This window comes from Bacteroides eggerthii (genome assembly GCF_025146565.1).
GTDB lineage: Bacteria > Bacteroidota > Bacteroidia > Bacteroidales > Bacteroidaceae > Bacteroides > Bacteroides eggerthii.
This window is the reverse complement of the sequence record NZ_CP102258.1, coordinates 2,863,646-2,882,845: the sequence shown is the minus strand read 5'-3', so window position 1 is coordinate 2,882,845 and position 19,200 is coordinate 2,863,646. Positions and strand designations below refer to the sequence as shown.

Genomic DNA, 19,200 nt, shown 5'->3' with positions numbered 1-19,200 from the left:
TTCCCTATGGGATGCTTTTTGTCTTTATGCGTTATATGCCGTATATTCCCATACTCTTTGCTACTTGTTCAGCCTTACGGTGAAAGTGCTTCCTTTGCCGGGTTCACTTTTCACCGATACGCTTCCACCATGCTTCTCGGCCATGGTTTTGACATAAAACAGGCCGAGGCCGTAGCCTTTCACATCGTGCAGATTGCCGGTGGGAACGCGGTAGAACTTATCGAATATATGCTTTTGCTTTTCGGGAGCGATACCGATTCCCCGGTCGCTGATAGAAATTTCAACGCAGTCCCCCTGTTCCGAGGAGGTGATTTGTCGGCAACAAATGCTGATTTCAGCTTCTTCATACGAGTATTTGATGGCGTTGTCAATCAGGTTGCTGATGATATTGCTGAAATGCGTGCGGTCTGCGGTGAGAGTCAGTCCGGCGGGTTCGATCTTTGTCAAGATGTGGACAGGCTTTTCGGATTTCAGCTTATGCTGCTCGATGAGCGGTTCAAGAATGTCTGCCATAGACAAGACTTCCGGATGCAGACGGAAGGTCTTGCGGCGTTCCATGCTCATGGACAGTATCTGCTCCACAAGTCCGCTGAGCCGTTGCAACTGTTCTTGGCAGATGCGCAGATATTTGTCGCGCTGTGTCTTTTCTTCTGCTTGATTGAAGTTCAGCAGGGCATCGTTGGCGGCATAGGCTACGGCGATAGGGGTTTTCAGCTCATGGGTGATATTGTTGGTGAAATCACTTTTCATCTCTTCCAGTGTCTTTTGCCGCAAGATGGTGCGGATGAGTATCCAGAATGAGAAACTGAGGATAATCAGGATAACGAACGAGGTAGCCAGAATTCCCCACATCTGTTTCAAGACCAATTGTGTGACGGGTTCCATCCAAAGCCGGTAGCTTTGGTGGGTATTAAGGTCGAAGGCGTAGTTGTATTGCTTGGCTTCGGGGCCGGGAACATATCCGGCGGTGCTCACAACGGCAAGTGTGTCTACGAATATATGAGGCGAACTTTTGTCGCTTGTGTAGATATGTTCCAGACGGTGGGGCAGTGTGATGCCCCGTTCTTTCAGCTGGAGGGTTAGCAGGCTGTCGTACACATGGACATCGGGATCGGAAATGACGTCCAGTCCGGAGTGCAGTCCCCGCTGAAAATATGTGGCAAGTTCCAGCATGCTGTTTTGGTCGCGTAGAATCATATCCAGCCCGCCTTTTGCTCTCAGTGCGGCTTTGGGGGAATTACCGGTGTCTTTTACGGCTGCCTCCAGTTTCTTTTGGGCGGCATCGGGGTTCAGCCATTGGGCCTCGTTGCGTCCTTTTCTTTGTTCGATAAAAAGTACGTTGCCGGAGTCCGGGACAGCGGTGGCATTATGGGTTATGACCTGCCGGGTAGTGGACTGCTCTTTCCGGCCGTTGCGGTCGATGCTGGTGGTGCTGTGCACGTAGGCCTTGCTTTCTATTCCGTCTTTCTCGAATCCGGCAGATACACTTACCTCTCCATGATCGGTGCTGTCCTTGCGCAGTTTCTCCACACGCAGCATCATTTCATTGTAGTCGCTCATGCGCATGGCTTCTATGATGTTACGTTCCATGTCGTTGCGCATGGTGCGGTACAGTCCGCCAAGCCAGTAGGCCTGATAAGAGAATATGCCCGCCAAAGAGAGGATGACGAGTACGGCAATATATTTCAAAGGTAGTCTCATGGTTGCTGCTTTATTAATTGTGCAGACAAATATAAGGAGTTATATTGTGCGCTGCATCATGCGATAAGACTAAATAACACTTCTGATAACAGTAGATAACACTCGGTAAGCCGGTGATAACACAGAGTTACGTTGCTAATGCCGTACTTTGCAGAGGTTTCAACACAGAGAATGAAAAAGGTTTCAACACAAAGAATGAATTTAAACTATCAAATACAATGAAACGATTCTATCTATTATCAGTTATCTGCTTTTTAAGCACCGGCATCTTCGCACAAGAAAACACCGGCGAAGAACGTACGCTCAGCGCCGACAGTATCATAACCTCGGATGCACGTCTGGACAGTATTTACCAGAGTCTGCCCGAAGTGATGATAACCGGCGAACGGCCCGTAGTGAAAGCCTCGCAGGGCAAACTGGTCTATGACTTGCCGCGCCTTATCCATGATCTGCCTGTGGACAATGCCTATGATGCCGTAAAGGAACTTCCCGGCGTAACCGAAATGAACGGCGGCCTGCAACTGGCAGGACAGGGAGTCACCGTCGTTCTGAATGGAAAAGTAACCACCCTCAGCACCGAACAGCTTTATGCTTTGCTGAGGAGCATCCCTGCAAGCCGGATAGAAAAAGCCGAAGTGATGTATAATGCGCCTGCCCGTTATCAAGTGCGTGGAGCCCTTATCAACGTGCAGTTGAAGCAAACCACAGACGGCCCTGCTTCCTGGCAAGGTGAACTTTACGCCAAATACAATCAGAAACACTACGAAAACTTTGAAGAACGTGCCAGCATGTTATATAACGGAAATAAATTCTCAATAGATTTTCTTTACTCACACAAACATGGGCGCACTTACAATACGACAGACAAAGATGCCATGCACACTTTAGCGGACGGCTCGGTGCACCCGATGAAAACCGGTGAGGTGAAGGTGGGCCGTTCGCACACGCATGACTTCCGGGTGGGGACCGATTATAATATTGCCAAAGAGCATCAGTTGAGTTTTGTCTACAACGGCAACTACCAGACGTATCACAGCCGGATGAACATCAACGGCTCGCAGCGGTCCACCACTTTAAGCAATAGCACCGGCTGGCTTCACAACGGCCGTCTGGACTATCGCACCCCGTTCGGATTGCAAGCCGGTGTGGAGCTGACTTACTACCGTTCCCCGTCCGACCAACTGCTGAATAGCCGCCTGTTGGACAGTGATGAACTCAACTTCTTTACGCAAGACTGCCAACGCATCAATCGTTGGAAAATGTTTCTGGCACAGGAACACAATCTGAATAAGGGGTGGGCGTTGAACTACGGCATTGTCTACACCACCAGTACCGATAACAGCTATCAATACTACTATGATCCGGAGACAGGAGAGCAGTTGGGAAGCGGAGACACTGCTTCATCGGCAGCGAGTGAGAATAGCACTGGCAATCTCAGCAACATGAAGTCCCGCAAGCGGGAAGAGACGTTGAATGTCTATACCGGCTTCAGCAAAAGCTTTGGCAACAAGCTCTCACTGGATGCATCCCTGGCCATAGAACGCTATAAGACACCCGTTTGGAATCAGTGGGATTGGTATCCTACCATCAATCTGAACTATATGCCTGCACCCGGACATATTCTGCAACTTGCTTTAAGCAGTGATAAGGACTATCCCGACTATTGGGCTGTGCAGGACGCTGTTTCTTATGTGGGCGGAGGATATTCCGAAATTCATGGTAACCCTCTGTTGAAACCTGCACAAAGCTATGAGTTCAAATTGAACTATGTCTTGAAAAGCAAATATATCTTCAGCACTTGGTTCAGCCACACCAAAGACTATTCGGTGCAGACGCTTTATCAGTCTTCGCAACGTCTGGTTGAAATCTATAAATACCTGAATTTTGATTATCAGCAAAAGTTTGGAATACAGGCATCAGTTCCATTTAAGATAAAGAATTGGTTTAACTCCCGCCTGACGCTTATCGGGATATGGCATCATGAGAAAGATAATGACTTTTGGGATATTCCTTTCAATCGCAAGCAGTGTTACGGCATCGCCCAAATGAATAACACTTTCACCCTTTCCACCCGGCCGGACTTGAAACTGACCGTCACCGGATTTGTACATAGCAAGGCAATCCAGGGTATTTATGATCTGCCTACATCGGGCAATGTAAATGCCGCTTTACGCTATGGCTTTGCCAAAGGAAAAGCAATCCTGAATCTGTATTGCAACGATATATTTGAAACAGGACAGATTTCGCCACGCATCCGTTTTCAAACCCAGAACGTGACCAATCACTATTCTTGTTTTCGTGAATTCGGAGTGTCGTTTACGTATAAATTCGGCGGATATAAAGAAAAACAAAGGGAAGGAGTGGATACGTCACGATTCAAATGATAATGCTTTTTCAAGATAATCACAGAGCTACAGCTTGGTTAAAGAAGAATAAATAAGATGCGTTTATCTCATAATTGCAAATAGTCTTTATTAATTTTATACGCAATACGAACATATCATTAAAAAGAAAATCATGAGAAACACGAATCTTTGGAGCATCATTGGCTGTATATCCTTGTTACTGCTGAGCTTTGGAGTGCAGGCACAAAACCTTTTTGTCATTGAAGGGAAAGTGAAAAACGTGAAACAAGGGGTTTGTTTAAATCTGTTTCAAATGGAAGGAAGTGTGGGGAGCAGTATTGCCGTAGATACGTTGCGGGAAGATAGCTTTCGTTTTGAAGTACCTGTTTCGGGTACAGGTACAACCCTTTTAAGTCTGCTTATTCGTGACGGAAACTTATACAGTATGGGATTGAGCTTATGGGCAAAGGCTGGTTCGCATATCCGCTTGACGGGTGAAGACATGAACATTTATACTTGGCAAGTGGAAAGTGATGTGCCACAACAGAAAATATGGCAGCTTTTTGTGAAAGACTCACGTCCGTTGTTGAACCTTCTCCAAATGAATTCTTGGGAACAAAAGAAACTTATGCGTGCTTACAAAAGAGAGGAATCCAAGGAGGAAAAAGCCAAGATGATGGCCATGCTTGATAGTTTGGAAAGAATAGAAAACAGGTTGGAGGTTCGTATAGATTCCAATGTGATAGAACGCATGAAGCAATTGCCGGTGGAAGAGGTGTGGATGATGAAACTTATGAGTCTGGCGTTGGGAGTAAAATACACGAAAGATTATCCTTATCGCAAGGAGGTGGAAGAACTTTACGGCAGGCTTACCGATGAACAACGCCAGACATCGCAGGCTTTGGATATTCAGTCTTATCTATCATCGGTGCAAACGGTTTCTGTCAAAGCAAAAGCGGCAGACGGTGACTTGTATGATTTGCAGGGCAATGTACATCGGTTGTCCGACTTTAAAGGAAAACCTGTTCTAATCGATTTTTGGAGTCGTGGTTGCGGTCCCTGTCTCATGGCATTGCCGGAGATGAAGGAAATCAGCAGGTTATATGAGGGACGTTTAGTGTTGGTAAGTTTGAGCATTGACGACAAGACTAATTGGGAGATAGCCTCTCGGCATCATGATATCTGCTGGTGGAACTTGAATGACTTGAAAGGTAATCATGGCTTGTATGCCAAATACAGTTCAGGGGCTATTCCCCGCTATGTGTTTTTATCATCAGAGGGAGAGGTTGTGGAAATGTGGTCCGGTTACAGCAAAGGAAGTTTGTTGAAGAAACTGGGCAAACTGATGGAGTAGTAATGGATTTTTCGTACTTTTGCAACTTTCAAAAATCAAAGTTGTTATTTAAAGAAAAGACCCTGTATGAAATCAGACATTGAAATAGCGCGCAGTATAGAACTGAAGAAGATAAAGCAGGTTGCAGAGAGTGTGGGTATTCCTCGCGAAGAAGTAGAGAACTATGGTCGTTATATCGCCAAGATTCCTGAGCAACTGATTGATGAGGAAAAGGTAAAACAGAGTAATCTGATTCTGGTGACCGCCATTACGGCAACCAAGGCGGGTATTGGCAAAACAACCGTTTCTATCGGTCTGGCATTAGGACTTAATAAGATCGGAAAGAAAGCCATTGTAGCCTTACGCGAGCCTTCACTTGGACCATGTTTCGGCATGAAAGGAGGGGCGGCAGGCGGTGGCTATGCACAGGTTCTTCCAATGGAGAAAATAAACTTACATTTCACAGGCGATTTCCATGCCATCACCTCTGCGCATAACATGATTTCCGCTTTGTTGGACAACTATATTTATCAGCATCAGGCAGACGGTTTCGGCCTGAAGGAAATTATCTGGCGGCGTGTGCTCGATGTAAACGACCGTTCTTTGCGCAGCATCGTTACCGGTCTCGGACCACGTACCAACGGCGTTACTATGGAGTCCGGCTTCGATATTACGCCTGCATCGGAAATTATGGCAATTCTCTGTCTGTCAAAAGATACGGAAGACCTTCGCAGGCGTATCGAAAACATAATACTCGGCTTTGACTTCGAAGGCAAACCATTCACTGTTAAAGATTTAGGAGTTGCAGGTGCTATTACTGTATTACTGAAAGACGCCATTCATCCCAACCTGGTGCAGACCACCGAAGGAACGGCTGCATTTGTTCATGGCGGGCCGTTCGCAAATATAGCGCATGGTTGTAACTCGATTCTTGCCACTAAAATGGCAATGACGTTTGGTGACTACGTAGTGACAGAAGCCGGCTTCGGTGCAGATTTGGGAGCAGAGAAATTCTATAATATCAAATGCCGCAAAAGTGGCTTGCAACCCAAATTGACTGTCATAGTCGCCACTGCACAGGGATTGAAGATGCATGGCGGCGTCAGTCTTGACCGCATCAAAGAACCTAACATGGAAGGGTTGAAAGAAGGGTTTGGAAATCTTGACAAGCATATTCGTAACCTACGCTATTTCGGGCAGACGGTCGTCGTTGCTTTCAACCGTTTTGCCAGCGATACGGATGAGGAGGTAGAAGCTATCCGTCGTCATTGTGAAGAAGAACTAAAGGTGGGGTTTGCCATCAACAACGCTTTTGCCGAGGGGGGCGAGGGCGCCATAGATTTAGCAAATCTTGTGGTAGATACGATTGAAAAGAAGCCCTCTGCTCTGTTGCAGTACACTTATGAGGAAACAGATACCGTACAACAGAAAATAGAGAAAGTGGCTTGTAACCTGTATGGAGCAAGTGTGGTGACTTACAGCAGCGCTTCACGCAAAATGATGAAACTCATTGAGGAAATGGGTATTGCACATTATCCCGTCTGCATAGCCAAGACACAATATTCTTTCTCTGCCGATCCGAAAATATACGGTGCGGTCAACAACTTTGAGTTCCACATCAAGGACATCGTCATCAATAACGGTGCGGAAATGCTTGTTGCCATTGCAGGCGAAATACTCCGTATGCCGGGCTTGCCTAAAGTGCCCCAAGCAGAACACATCGACATTGTGGATGGAAACATAGAGGGACTTTCATAAACTGGAAATAAGAATAAAGAACAGGCTGCGCAATGTTCATCTGAACTGCGCAGCCTGTTCTTTTTATTCTTTATCGAAAATTATACGGAGTAAGGGACAAGAGACTATAAAGAATCTTCTAACCCCTTTTAACCTATATAATATCTGTTATAAGAAACTATCATCTTTCAATTTAGTAAGCGAACAGCGGATATTCCTTCATCTTGGCATTAACACGTGCGCGGACATCTGCAATAACTTGTTCGTTTTCTACGTTAGAGAGTACGGTTTCAATCATTTCTGCAATTTCCAGCATCAAATCTTCTTTTGCACCGCGGGTAGTAATGGCAGGAGTACCCAAACGGATACCGGAAGTCTGGAAAGCAGAACGGCTGTCGAACGGAACCATATTCTTGTTTACCGTAATGTCGGCAGACACCAGCGCCTTTTCAGCTACCTTACCTGTCAGGTCAGGGTATTTGCTGCGAAGGTCCACCAGCATGGAGTGGTTGTCTGTACCGCCCGAAACAATTGTAAAACCGCGATCTATCAAAGCCTGTGCCAGTGTAGCAGCATTCTTCTTCACCTGTTTGGCATATTCTTTCCATTCCGGTTGCAGAATTTCACCGAAAGCAACAGCTTTTGCTGCAATGACGTGTTCCAGCGGACCACCTTGAATTCCGGGGAATACGGCAGAGTCGAGGAGTTGGGACATCATCTTGATTTCGCCCTTCGGAGTTTTCTTGCCCCAAGGATTAGGGAAGTCTTTACCCATCATGATAACGCCACCACGAGGACCACGCAGGGTTTTATGAGTGGTGGAAGTTACGATATGAGCATATTTCACCGGGTTATCCAATTCACCGGCTGCAATCAGTCCGGCGGGGTGGGCCATGTCAATCATCAGAATTGCGCCTATCTTGTCAGCGATTTCGCGCATGCGTTTGTAATCCCACTCGCGTGAGTATGCAGAACCGCCGCCGATAATCATTTTGGGTTTTTCGCGTAAGGCAATTTCTTCCATTTGGTCATAGTCTACGCGTCCTGTCTCTTTATTAAGGTTGTATTCGCAGGGAGTGTAGATGATACCGGAGGTGTTGACCAATGAACCATGAGAGAGGTGACCGCCATGTGCAAGGTTCAAACCCATGAATTTGTCACCCGGATTCAGCACTGCAAGGAATACGGCTGCATTAGCCTGTGCGCCTGAGTGCGGCTGTACGTTCGCCCATTCTGCACCGAAAATTTCTTTCAAACGATCGATAGCAATCTGTTCGCTTTGGTCTACAACTTCACAACCGCCATAATAGCGTTTGCCGGGATAGCCTTCTGCGTACTTGTTGGTGAGACAGGACCCCATTGCCTGCATTACTTGGTCACTTACAAAGTTCTCTGATGCAATCAGTTCAATGCCTTTGAGCTGACGTTGATGTTCTTTTTCGATGATGTCGAAAATTAAATCGTCTCTTTTCATTCTTGCTTATTAGATAAGTTTGATAATTCTATATTCTCTTATTAAGCGTACAAATTTAAAGGAAATAAATGAATAAACTGTAAGAAAAGTAAGAAATTTCCTATCAAAAGAACACTCCAAGCGAAAAGCTGAGCACATTGTCCCGTCTATGGAAGCGTATCTGATTGGCAAGGGTGGTTTCTTCGCCGGCACTTTCGTCATAAATGGGCTTATAACTGATGCGTTTTGAAATATTGTGCAGTCCGATGTCATACCGGAAGTCGAAGAAGATACGGGAGATCGTAACAGCGATGCCGGCGGTTAAGCTGACATTCAAGGGGTAAAGTTCCTCTTTAATATCTCGCTGGTCGAAGTTCTCAAAAGTGACTTTACTTTTTTTGTCCCATATATAGCGTATTTTAGGCCCGCCGAATACGGCAAGGCTGTATGGCCCTTCCTTAATGATGTTGTATCCGTAGATTACGGGGATTTCAAAGCTGTGGATAGAAGAGGTGATAGAGGCCATTTCGGGAGTGCTGCTTTCAGGAGCATCATCCGGAAGCGGTTTCTCAAAGGTGATGTTGCAACGGTTTATTGTATAGGAGAACTCAGGTTGCAGAAAATGGCGTTTGAAGTTTATCCGCATGAAAAACGAACCGAAATAACCTATCTTGTAGTTATTCTGTACTTCGTTGATGACTGTGCCGTTAAGAACCAAGTCGGAGACAAGGAAAAGCGAAGAGGTGAATCCTCCCTTGATACCGAAGTTCACCCGGCGGTCGTGACGGTGGACATGCTGGGGACGTTCCGGCTCTTCTGTTCCGGGTACAACCGGCAACTGTCCCCACGTGAGTGTGGTGCAAGCCAGCAAGTAAATTCCGAAAAGTAACCAACGTCTTCTCATCATTCTTCCCAATCATTAATCACTGTGTCACTATTTCTTCTTTTCTACCGACCAGCCGAATTTTCCGATCTTTTCTCCAAGCTCATAATAACCGCCATGTACATAGACCAGCAGATTGGATTCGGCAAGTTCCAGTTTACCCGTCTCCGTATTCAAATGGGAGGTGTCGGCACGTACATTTACGACATCGGCTATGAACATGTCGTGCGAACCGAGAGCAACTATTTCCTTTACCCGACATTCGATGCACAAGGGAGACTCCTCGATGAGCGGAGCGCTGACAACGGTGCTTTTGCCGGGTGTCAGTTTCATCTCTTCGAACTTGTTATAGCTCTTGCCCGAACGCACGCCGCACCAATCGGTGGCACGCGCCATATCTTTCGTTGTCAGGTTGATGACAAACTCCATATTGCGTTTGATGATGTCGTAAGAGTAGCGTTCCGGACGTACGGAGATGTAGCACATGGGCGGGTTCGTGCAAATCGTTCCCGTCCATGCAATGGTCAGTATATTGTATTCTTCCGGGGTGCTTCCGCAACTCACCAATACAGCGGGGAGCGGATAAATCATTGTTCCCGGTTTCCAATCTTCTTTCATTAAATTATCTCTATTTCTTCTCTTTTTTGTTCTTTCTCGCAATAGTGGCATTTGATTACGCAATCATCCTTATCCACCACATGAAATAGGGTAGGCATTGGTTCATTGTTGGTGATGCACTTGGGATTGGCGCATTTTACAATGCCGCACAATTCGTCGGGCAAATTCACTTCGCGTTTTTCCACCACTTCATAGTCGCGGATGATGTTCAGTTTTACATTGGGAGCAACTACGGCAATACGGTTTATCTCTTCGTCACAGAAGAACTTATCCGCTATTTTGATGATGCCTTTTGTTCCCAGTTTCTTGCTTTTGAGATTGAAACCGATTGTTATGTTATTGCTCATCTGTTTCAATCCGAGCAATGACACCACCGTAAACAATTTTTCGGAAGGTATATGGTCTATAACAGTGCCGTTTTCCAATGCGGCCACCTGTAATTCTTGTTTTTTCTCGCTCATGGGTTATTTAAGTCTAAATGATGTCTTATGCTTCATTGCTTTATGCCCTATACTCATTTCCCGTCTTTTTTCACATCTTCCAGGGTGATGCCGAGTACATCGCAGAGGATTGCTTCGCGGGCATAAAGACCGTTTTGCGCCTGTTGAAAATAATATGCCTTAGGGTTGTCGTCCACATCAAGGGCTATTTCATTGACACGAGGCAGCGGATGAAGGATACGCAGGTTGGGACGGGTGTGTTCCAGCATTTTGTTGCGCAGTATGTAGATGTTCTTTACACGTTCGTACTCCATAAGATCTGTGAAACGTTCGCGTTGCACACGAGTCATATAGAGAATATCTGCATCAGCTATGATTTCTTCCGTAAAGTCGGTGTGTTCTACGAACTTAATGCCATGTTCACGACAATAAATTTTGTATTCTTCCGGCATTTTCAACTCTTCGGGAGCTATGAAATGGAATGTAGGGTTGAAGTGGCGCATTGCCATCAGCAGGGAGTGTACGGTACGTCCGTATTTCAAATCACCCACAAGATAGATGTTCAGGTTCTCCAAAGTGCCCTGTGTCTTGTAGATAGAGTAGAGGTCGAGCATCGTTTGAGAGGGGTGCTGGTTGGCTCCGTCTCCGGCATTGACAATGGGGACTGTGGTAACCTCGCTGGCATAGCGTGCCGCTCCTTCCAGATAGTGCCGCATTACGATGATATCGGCGTAATTGCTTACCATTTTGATGGTGTCTTTCAGCGTTTCACCTTTGGATGAACTGGTGGCTTTGGGATCGCTGAAACCGATGACACGTGCGCCGAGGCGGTTGGCGGCGGTTTCAAAACTTAAACGTGTGCGGGTAGATGGCTCGAAAAATAGAGTGGCGACAACTTTTTCATCAAGCAGATGCCTGTTGGGCTTTGCTTCGAACTCTTTCGCCATTTCGAGCATGTAGAGAATTTTTTCCTTGCTGTGTTCGGCGATAGTGACTAAACTTCTGTTTTCCATATCGTTGATATTCTTTTTGCTTTTCGAGAGTGTAAAGGTACGAAAAAGATATGGCGCACAAAAATGTGAAAGGACTTTTTTGAGATAAAAATACCTGTTGCCGTCAATGACATACTTTACTGTCAGGAAGCACGCAGCAAGGTGCGTACTTTGAAGTATTGGATACGGACGGAGATTATTTGATTTTATTTAAGGAAAAGCAACAGCATCTCTTTTTCTTTTCTTTTCTTTTCTTTTCTTTTGATGTTGTTATTATAACAATATATATATGTAACTTTTGCATCGAAAAACGCGTAAAAAAGCTTAATTGACTGCTGTTTAGTGAATTGATGAATTCACAAAAGTGATAGTTTTATTCAGCTAAGTGGCAGTTCCGATGCATTTTTTTGCAAAAAACGATCAAAAATGTTCAGCTTAACGCGTTTCCCTAACCTAAAAAAGACGAAAAAAGCAGATGCTTTTGAGTGTATATACATTATATTTCCGTACCTTTGTCCTGTTATTATAATCACAGAAATTGTTGAAATCGAACATGATAAAAAGAGTCGTAAAAGTCCTTTGGATTTTCATAGCACTGGTTACATTGGCATGCGTTATTATTTTCTTCTCGATAGCAAAAGGTTGGATTGGCTATATGCCCCCTGTGGAAGACCTTGAAAATCCGAATTACAAATTTGCAACGGAAATATTTTCGGAAGACGGAAAGGTTCTCGGTACTTATTCTTATAGTAAAGAGAATCGCGTGTTTGTGGGGTATAATGACTTGTCACCCCATATTATCAACGCGCTAATTGCAACGGAAGATGTACGTTTTGCCGAACACTCGGGCATTGATGCCATCGCCTTGTTTCGCGCCGTGGTGAAACGTGGAATTCTGATGCAGAAAAATGCGGGTGGCGGCAGCACAATCAGCCAGCAACTTTCCAAACAGCTCTATTCGCCAAGTGCCGATAATATAATGGAGCGTTTGTTTCAGAAGCCTATTGAATGGGTGATTGCCGTAAAGTTGGAGCGCTATTATACCAAAGAGGAAATTCTTACTATGTATCTTAATAAGTTTGACTTCTTGAATAATGCAGTTGGCATAAAGACCGCCGCCTATACATACTTTGGTTGCGAACCGAAGGATCTGAAGATAGAAGAAGCCGCCACTTTGGTAGGTATGTGCAAGAACCCGTCTCTCTACAATCCGGTGCGCTACAACGAACGCTCGCGCGGACGCCGCAACGTGGTGCTCGACCAGATGCGTAAAGCCGGATATATCACTGTTGAAGAACGTGATTCATTGCAGGCGCTGCCTTTGAAACTATCGTATCATCGCGTAGACCATAATGAAGGTCTTGCAACTTATTTTCGTGAATATCTACGTGGTGTGTTGAATGCCAAGAAACCCGATAAATCGGATTACCGCGGCTGGCAGATGCAGAAGTACTATGAAGACTCGCTCGATTGGGAAACCAATCCTCTATATGGCTGGTGCGAAAAGAATACGAAGAAAGACGGCAGCAAGTATAATCTTTATACGGACGGACTGAAAATCTATACAACGATTGACTCCCGCATGCAAAAATATGCGGAAGATGCTGTGGTTGAACACTTAAAAGAGTTGCAGGGTTACTTCTTTAAAGAGAAGAAAGGCGCAAAGAAAGCGCCTTACACTTTCCGTTTGACTCAAGAGCAGGTGGACGAGATTCTGGGACGCGCCATGAGATTGTCCGACCGTTACCGCATTATGAAGAATGCCGGAGCATCCGAAGTTGAAATCAAAAAGGCGTTTAATACACCGGAAGAAATGTCTGTTTTCAGTTGGAATGGCGAGAAAGACACTGTTATGACTCCAATGGATTCGATACGCTATTACAAATTCTTCCTGCGTGCCGGGTTCATGTCAATGGATCCGAGAAACGGTCATGTAAAAGCCTATGTAGGGGGACCGAATCATCATTACTTCAAATACGATATGGCAATGGTGGGACGCCGCCAAATTGGTTCTACCATGAAACCCTACGTGTATTCGCTGGCTATGGAAAACGGATTTTCACCCTGCGACCAGGCGCGCCATGTGGAATATACCCTGATAGATGAAAATGGAAAGCCCTGGACACCGCGTAATGCCAACAATAAACGCTACGGCGAAATGGTGACGGTGAAGTGGGGACTGGCAAATTCGGACAACTGGATTACGGCATATCTGATGAGTAAACTGAATCCGTACGAACTGAAACGCCTGGTGCATAGTTTCGGCGTGCGTAATCGTGAGATTGTACCTTCTGTCTCCCTCTGTCTTGGTCCATGCGAGATTTCCGTAGGTGAAATGGTAAGTGCCTATACGGCATTCCCGAATAAGGGAATTCGTGTTGCACCGCTGTTTGTGACCCGTATCGAGGATAATGACGGTAATGTACTGGCTACGTTCTCACCGGAAATGCAGGAGGTAATCAGCGCGTCCAGTGCTTATAAAATGCTGGTAATGCTGCGTGCTGTAATCAATGAAGGTACGGGCGGACGCGTTCGTCGTTTGGGTGTAAAGGCTGATATGGGTGGTAAGACCGGTACTACCAACTTCAATGCCGATGGCTGGTTCATGGGCTTTACGCCTTCGCTGGTGTCCGGCTGCTGGGTAGGCGGTGAAGATCGCGACATTCACTTCGATACGATGCTTCATGGACAGGGCGCTTCTATGGCATTGCCTATTTGGGCCAAATATATGGTGAAAGTATTTGGTGATAAGTCTTTGGGGTATGATGAGAACGAAACGTTCCAATTGCCCGAAGGTTTTGACCCCTGTAAGGACAATGAGTATGAAAATGAGGAACCGGCATCAGAAATAGGGTTGGATGACCTCTTTAATTAAAGAATGAGAATCGGAGATTAGGAATGGTTTATACAATCTGCATCGGCAGTAACGAACGTCGGAAAGATAATCTGGCGTTAGCGCGAAAAAGGTTGTCCGAGCTTTTTCCGGATATCCGTTTTTCTGCAGAGACAGATACTCAACCGCTTTTCTTCCGCCGGCAAGCATTATTTGCCAATCAGGTGGCGCGTTTCATGTCCGATTGCGATGTCCACGAAATTATACTTTATTTGAAGAGTATAGAACGGGAAGCTGGAAGAACTTCCGAAGAAAAAAAACAGGAGATCGTACGCCTTGATATAGACTTGCTCTCCTGTGATAATAGGGTATATAAGCCCGAAGATTTGAAACGGGATTATATTGTACGCGGACTGGAAGAATTGGATGAGAAAATATAGTTGAACTGCATTAATAAAGCTTTTATAATATGAAATTTTTGGGAATAATACCTGCCCGTTATGCATCTACGCGTTTTCCGGCTAAGCCTTTGGCCTTATTGGGAGGAAAAGCCGTTATCCAGCGGGTGTACGAGCAAGTTGCCGGCGTGTTGGACGATGCCTACGTAGCTACTGATGATGTGCGTATTGAGGCAGCCGTAAAGGCATTTGGCGGAAAAGTTGTAATGACGTCTGTACACCATAAAAGCGGCACAGACCGTTGCTATGAAGCCTGCACCAAAGTAGGAGATGGCTTTGATGTGATAGTAAACATACAAGGTGATGAGCCTTTTATCCAACCGTCCCAGTTGGAAACCGTAAAGGCTTGTTTCAACGATCCGGCTACGCAGATTGCCACATTAGTAAAACCTTTTACAGCAGACAACGGTTTTGAAACATTGGAGAATGTCAACTCTCCTAAAGTGGTGCTCAACAAGAATATGAATGCTCTTTATTTCAGCCGTTCTATCATCCCATACCAGCGCAACGCCGAAAAATGTGAATGGCTGAAAAATCATATTTACTACAAGCATATCGGTCTATATGCCTACCGTTTAGAAGTACTGAAAGAGATAACCGCGCTTCCCCAATCTTCACTTGAACTGGCGGAATCGTTAGAGCAACTGCGCTGGTTGGAGAATGGCTATACCATTAAAGCCGGCATCACAGAAGTTGAGACGATCGGGATTGATACACCGCAAGATTTGGAACGTGCGGAACGTTTCTTGCTGGACCGGGCTGCTAAATGAATGTTTGATTAATGATGCTTTTGGACAGAACTATTCAACCCAAAGTCAGAGATATTGAACATCTGGCCGTACAAATGCCCCAACGTTTCATCATGCCCAATGGTGTACCTCTGAATATACTTAATTCCGGTGATAATGAAGTTGTCCGTATTGATTTGCTGATAGAGGGCGGACGTTGGCATCAGTCGCAACCTTTACAGGCTTTGTTCACCAACCGTATGTTGCGTGAGGGAACACTTCGATACAGCGCGCTGGAGATTGCAGAGAAATTGGATTATTACGGCGCCTGGCTGGAACTGTCAAGTGCATCGGAATATGCATACATCACTCTTTACTCGTTGAATAAATACCTGCCACAGACTTTGGATGTGTTAGAGTCTATTGTAAAAGAACCTACGTTTCCCGAAAAGGAGTTGGGGGTTGTAGCAGACAATAACATTCAGCAATTCATTGTCAATTCATCTAAAGTGGATTTCTTGGCACACCGGGCTTTGATGAAAGCTGTGTATGGCGGACAGCATCCCTGCGGACGATTGGTACAGAAAGAAGATTACAAACGGATAACTCCTGATGTGTTACGTAAGTTCTACGACCGATACTATCACTCCCGGAACTGTACAATTTATGTTTCCGGAAAAGTTGGTGATGATTGTGTACGGCGGATTGAAGATTTATTTGGGAGAGAAGCTTTTGGAAAGGGTTTCCAAAAACCTGAAAAGACAGATTTCATTCCGGTTTCTTCCGTAGACAAACGAATCTTTGTGGAATATGCAGATGTCATGCAAAGCGCAGTCCGTATGGGTATGCTTTCTTTGGAACGCTGTCATCCGGACTATTTAAAGGCGCGGGTAATGGTGACGTTGTTCGGTGGATATTTTGGAAGTCGCCTGATGTCTAATATTCGTGAAGAAAAAGGATACACTTATGGAATTTCTGCCGGTATCGCTCCATATCCGGGGCAAGGTATACTGGTTATCAATACGGAAACTGCAAATGAGTTTGTAGAACCTCTTGTCCGGGAGGTTTATCATGAAATAGACCGTTTACAAAATGATCCGGTACCGGAAGATGAACTCTTTATGGTAAAGAATTATATGCTGGGCGAGATGTGCCGCAGCTATGAATCGGCATTCTCGCTGGCAGATGCATGGATGTTCGTTCAAGTTTCAGGTTTTGGAGATACACATTTTGAGGATGCTTTGAATACAATTAAGAATATTACACCGGAAGAAATACGCGAACTTGCCGGACGGTATTTGTGCAAAGAGAAATTAAAAGAAGTCATATCCGGCAAAAAAATGTCATAAAAAGCAGGAAGCGTCTCGTGGTTTTAGTAGATTAATCGTATCTTTGTCCGAATCCTAATAAAGTAATTTGTAACCCAAGATGAAATATCTATATACTGCAGTCTTTCTGTTATTCTTATCACAGGGCAATGCCGCAGCCCAGGAAAAAAGCGGCTTCTTCGATAAAATAAAAGGGACTTTCTCGTCGGAAATAAAAATAGGAACCTATACGTTTAAGGACGGTTCCGTATACACCGGCGAGATAAAAGGACGTAAACCCAACGGTAAAGGAAAGACGGTATTCAAAAATGGTGATGTTTATGAAGGCGAGTACGTCAAAGGAAAACGTGAAGGATACGGTGTATATACCTTTCCCGACGGTGAAAGATACGACGGCCAGTGGTTTCAGGACCAGCAGCATGGCAAGGGTATCTATTATTTTATGAATAATAACCGTTACGACGGTATGTGGTATCAAGATTATCAACATGGAAAAGGTACCATGTACTATTATAACGGAGACCTTTATGAAGGTGACTGGGTGAACGATAAACGGGAAGGTCAGGGCACTTATACTTGGAAAAACGGTTCTAAATACGTCGGTTCTTGGAAAGATGACAAGAAAAACGGAAAAGGCTCCTTGGTATGGAATGACGGCTGCAAATATGAAGGTCATTGGAAGAACGATGTCCGCGATGGTAAAGGCACATTTGAATATGCCAATGGAGACAAGTATGTGGGTGACTGGAAAGAAGACATGCAGCATGGTAAGGGCATTTACTTTTTCCATACGGGTGACCGCTACGAGGGTTCTTATGTACAAGGTGAACGTACGGGTGAAGGCATCTACTATCATGCCAGTGGCAATAAGTATGTAGGAAATTTCAAGAACGGTATGCAGGAAGGGCGTGGTACGTTTACGTGGGCCAGCGGTGCTGTATATGACGGAGAATGGAAAGATAACCAACGTAACGGCTATGGCGTTTACAAATGGAATGTCGGTGACTCCTACGAAGGCGAGTGGAAGGATAATAAATTCAACGGTCAGGGAACATTAATCCTTACTGACGGCACAAAGTATAAAGGAGGTTTTGTAAACGGGCTGGAAGAGGGAAGCGGTGTACAGGAAGATAAGAATGGAAACCGCTACGAAGGTTTCTTCAAACAAGGTAAAAAGGACGGTCCGTTTGTGGAAACAGACAAGAATGGGAAACTGGTACGGAAAGGTACTTACAAAATGGGAAGACTGAGTAATTAAAGAATAAAGTCAAAAGGAAATAATAAAGGCTGCGCAGTTCAAATGGATATTGCGCAGCCTTTATTTTTAGTCTTTTATTATCTATAAGTTTTAGATAATGTATTGAGAACTGATAGATTCATTTGTCATCACTCTTCTGATAGTTTCGGCAAACATATCGGCAATGCTTAATTGCTTAACCTTGGCACATTTCTTTGCATAAGGAATACTGTCTGTAAATACCATCTCAGTCAAGCCTGACTCCTGCACGCGGAAAGATGCCGGATCGGACATCACACAGTGGCTGGCAATCGCACGTACGGATTTAGCTCCGGCTTCCATCATAATATTAGCGGCTTTGGTAATAGTACCTGCCGTATCTACGATGTCATCCACCAATACAACATTCTTGCCTTGCACATCACCGATAATCTGCATGGTGGCAACTACGTTTGCTTTTTCGCGTGTTTTGTTACACAACACCAAAGGTACACCGAGGTATTTGGAGAATGTGCTGGCGCGTTTTGACCCACCTACATCGGGAGTTGCAATGACAAGATCATCCAACTTCAATGATTCAATATATGGAAGGAATACAGCCGATGCGTACAAATGATCAACAGGAATATTGAAAAAACCCTGAATTTGATCGGCATGAAGATCCATAGTAATCAAACGGTCGATACCTGCAACCGAAAGTAAGTCGGCCACCAGCTTGGCGCCGATAGATACACGTGGTTTGTCTTTTCGGTCTTGACGTGCCCAACCAAAGTAAGGGATAACTGCAATCACACTTTTGGCAGATGCTCTTTTGGCTGCATCAACCATCAGCAGAAGTTCCATTAAATTGTCGGAATTAGGGAAAGTGGATTGAACCAGGAATACGTTTGCGCCGCGGATAGACTCTTCATAAGAAACTGCAAATTCACCATCAGCAAAGTGGGTGATATTCATCTTTCCTAGAGGGCAATCAAGGCTAGCGCAGATTTTTTCTGCAAGGTATCTCGAGTTTGTTCCTGAGAATACCATAAAGGGTGCTTTTTCGCTCATTTTGTAATAGATGTTACCTATTTATTAATTTGCATGCAAAGGTATGAATTTCCCACTACATAAT

The 19,200-nt window shown here is 45.0% G+C and carries 15 protein-coding genes; 8 read left to right on the top strand and 7 right to left on the bottom strand.

All coding sequences use genetic code 11. The features are described from left to right. Positions 1-60 precede the first annotated feature (60 nt). Positions 61-1,701, bottom strand: coding sequence for a sensor histidine kinase (locus NQ546_RS11905; RefSeq protein ID WP_004290895.1), 1,641 nt, complete (start codon positions 1,699-1,701; stop codon positions 61-63). A gap of 218 nt (positions 1,702-1,919) precedes the next feature. Between NQ546_RS11905 and NQ546_RS11900 the strand changes: the two genes are divergently transcribed. The 3 genes from NQ546_RS11900 to NQ546_RS11890 all read left to right on the top strand — a co-directional run bounded on the left by NQ546_RS11900 (position 1,920) and on the right by NQ546_RS11890 (position 7,137). Next, the gene (locus NQ546_RS11900) at positions 1,920-4,085 is read left to right on the top strand and encodes an outer membrane beta-barrel family protein (protein WP_021939937.1); all 2,166 of its coding nucleotides are present in this window, start codon (positions 1,920-1,922) and stop codon (positions 4,083-4,085) included. 133 nt (positions 4,086-4,218) lie between these two features. Continuing rightward, positions 4,219-5,400, top strand: coding sequence for a TlpA family protein disulfide reductase (locus NQ546_RS11895; protein WP_004290897.1), 1,182 nt, complete (start codon positions 4,219-4,221; stop codon positions 5,398-5,400). A gap of 66 nt (positions 5,401-5,466) precedes the next feature. Then, entirely contained in the window at positions 5,467-7,137 is a 1,671-nt protein-coding gene (locus NQ546_RS11890; protein ID WP_004290898.1) for a formate--tetrahydrofolate ligase, read from the top strand. A gap of 172 nt (positions 7,138-7,309) precedes the next feature. Here the strand turns inward: NQ546_RS11890 and glyA are convergent, their stop codons facing one another. The 5 genes from glyA to pyrB form a co-directional block, all read right to left on the bottom strand. Beyond that, positions 7,310-8,590, bottom strand: a complete 1,281-nt coding sequence (glyA, locus tag NQ546_RS11885; RefSeq protein WP_004290899.1) for a serine hydroxymethyltransferase — start codon at positions 8,588-8,590, stop codon at positions 7,310-7,312. 103 nt (positions 8,591-8,693) lie between these two features. Then, positions 8,694-9,473, bottom strand: a complete 780-nt coding sequence (locus NQ546_RS11880) for a porin family protein (protein ID WP_039953363.1) — start codon at positions 9,471-9,473, stop codon at positions 8,694-8,696. Between the two features lie 30 nt (positions 9,474-9,503). Beyond that, the gene (locus NQ546_RS11875) at positions 9,504-10,070 is read right to left on the bottom strand and encodes a flavin reductase family protein (RefSeq protein ID WP_004290901.1); all 567 of its coding nucleotides are present in this window, start codon (positions 10,068-10,070) and stop codon (positions 9,504-9,506) included. Beyond that, complete coding sequence (gene pyrI / locus NQ546_RS11870; RefSeq protein WP_004290902.1) at positions 10,070-10,531, bottom strand: aspartate carbamoyltransferase regulatory subunit; 462 nt, start codon at positions 10,529-10,531, stop codon at positions 10,070-10,072. Before pyrI ends, NQ546_RS11875 begins: the two co-directional genes overlap by 1 nt. A gap of 53 nt (positions 10,532-10,584) precedes the next feature. After that, positions 10,585-11,523, bottom strand: a complete 939-nt coding sequence (pyrB, locus tag NQ546_RS11865; RefSeq protein ID WP_004290903.1) for an aspartate carbamoyltransferase — start codon at positions 11,521-11,523, stop codon at positions 10,585-10,587. Positions 11,524-12,055: 532 nt separating this feature from the next. Between pyrB and NQ546_RS11860 the strand changes: the two genes are divergently transcribed. The 5 genes from NQ546_RS11860 (at position 12,056) to NQ546_RS11840 (ending at position 18,107) form a co-directional block, all read left to right on the top strand. Continuing rightward, positions 12,056-14,377, top strand: coding sequence for a transglycosylase domain-containing protein (locus tag NQ546_RS11860; protein WP_004290905.1), 2,322 nt, complete (start codon positions 12,056-12,058; stop codon positions 14,375-14,377). Positions 14,378-14,400: 23 nt separating this feature from the next. Continuing rightward, a complete protein-coding gene (locus NQ546_RS11855) occupies positions 14,401-14,775 on the top strand; it encodes a 2-amino-4-hydroxy-6-hydroxymethyldihydropteridine diphosphokinase (RefSeq protein ID WP_004290906.1) in 375 nt (124 codons plus the stop codon). 29 nt (positions 14,776-14,804) lie between these two features. Further along, complete coding sequence (gene kdsB / locus NQ546_RS11850) at positions 14,805-15,563, top strand: 3-deoxy-manno-octulosonate cytidylyltransferase (RefSeq protein WP_004290907.1); 759 nt, start codon at positions 14,805-14,807, stop codon at positions 15,561-15,563. Positions 15,564-15,574: 11 nt separating this feature from the next. Next, positions 15,575-16,870, top strand: a complete 1,296-nt coding sequence (locus NQ546_RS11845) for a M16 family metallopeptidase (RefSeq protein ID WP_004290908.1) — start codon at positions 15,575-15,577, stop codon at positions 16,868-16,870. A 79-nt stretch (positions 16,871-16,949) separates the two neighbouring features. After that, complete coding sequence (locus NQ546_RS11840; RefSeq protein ID WP_004290909.1) at positions 16,950-18,107, top strand: MORN repeat-containing protein; 1,158 nt, start codon at positions 16,950-16,952, stop codon at positions 18,105-18,107. Between the two features lie 90 nt (positions 18,108-18,197). Here the strand turns inward: NQ546_RS11840 and NQ546_RS11835 are convergent, their stop codons facing one another. Then, positions 18,198-19,136, bottom strand: coding sequence for a ribose-phosphate pyrophosphokinase (locus NQ546_RS11835; protein WP_004290910.1), 939 nt, complete (start codon positions 19,134-19,136; stop codon positions 18,198-18,200). Positions 19,137-19,200 lie beyond the last annotated feature (64 nt).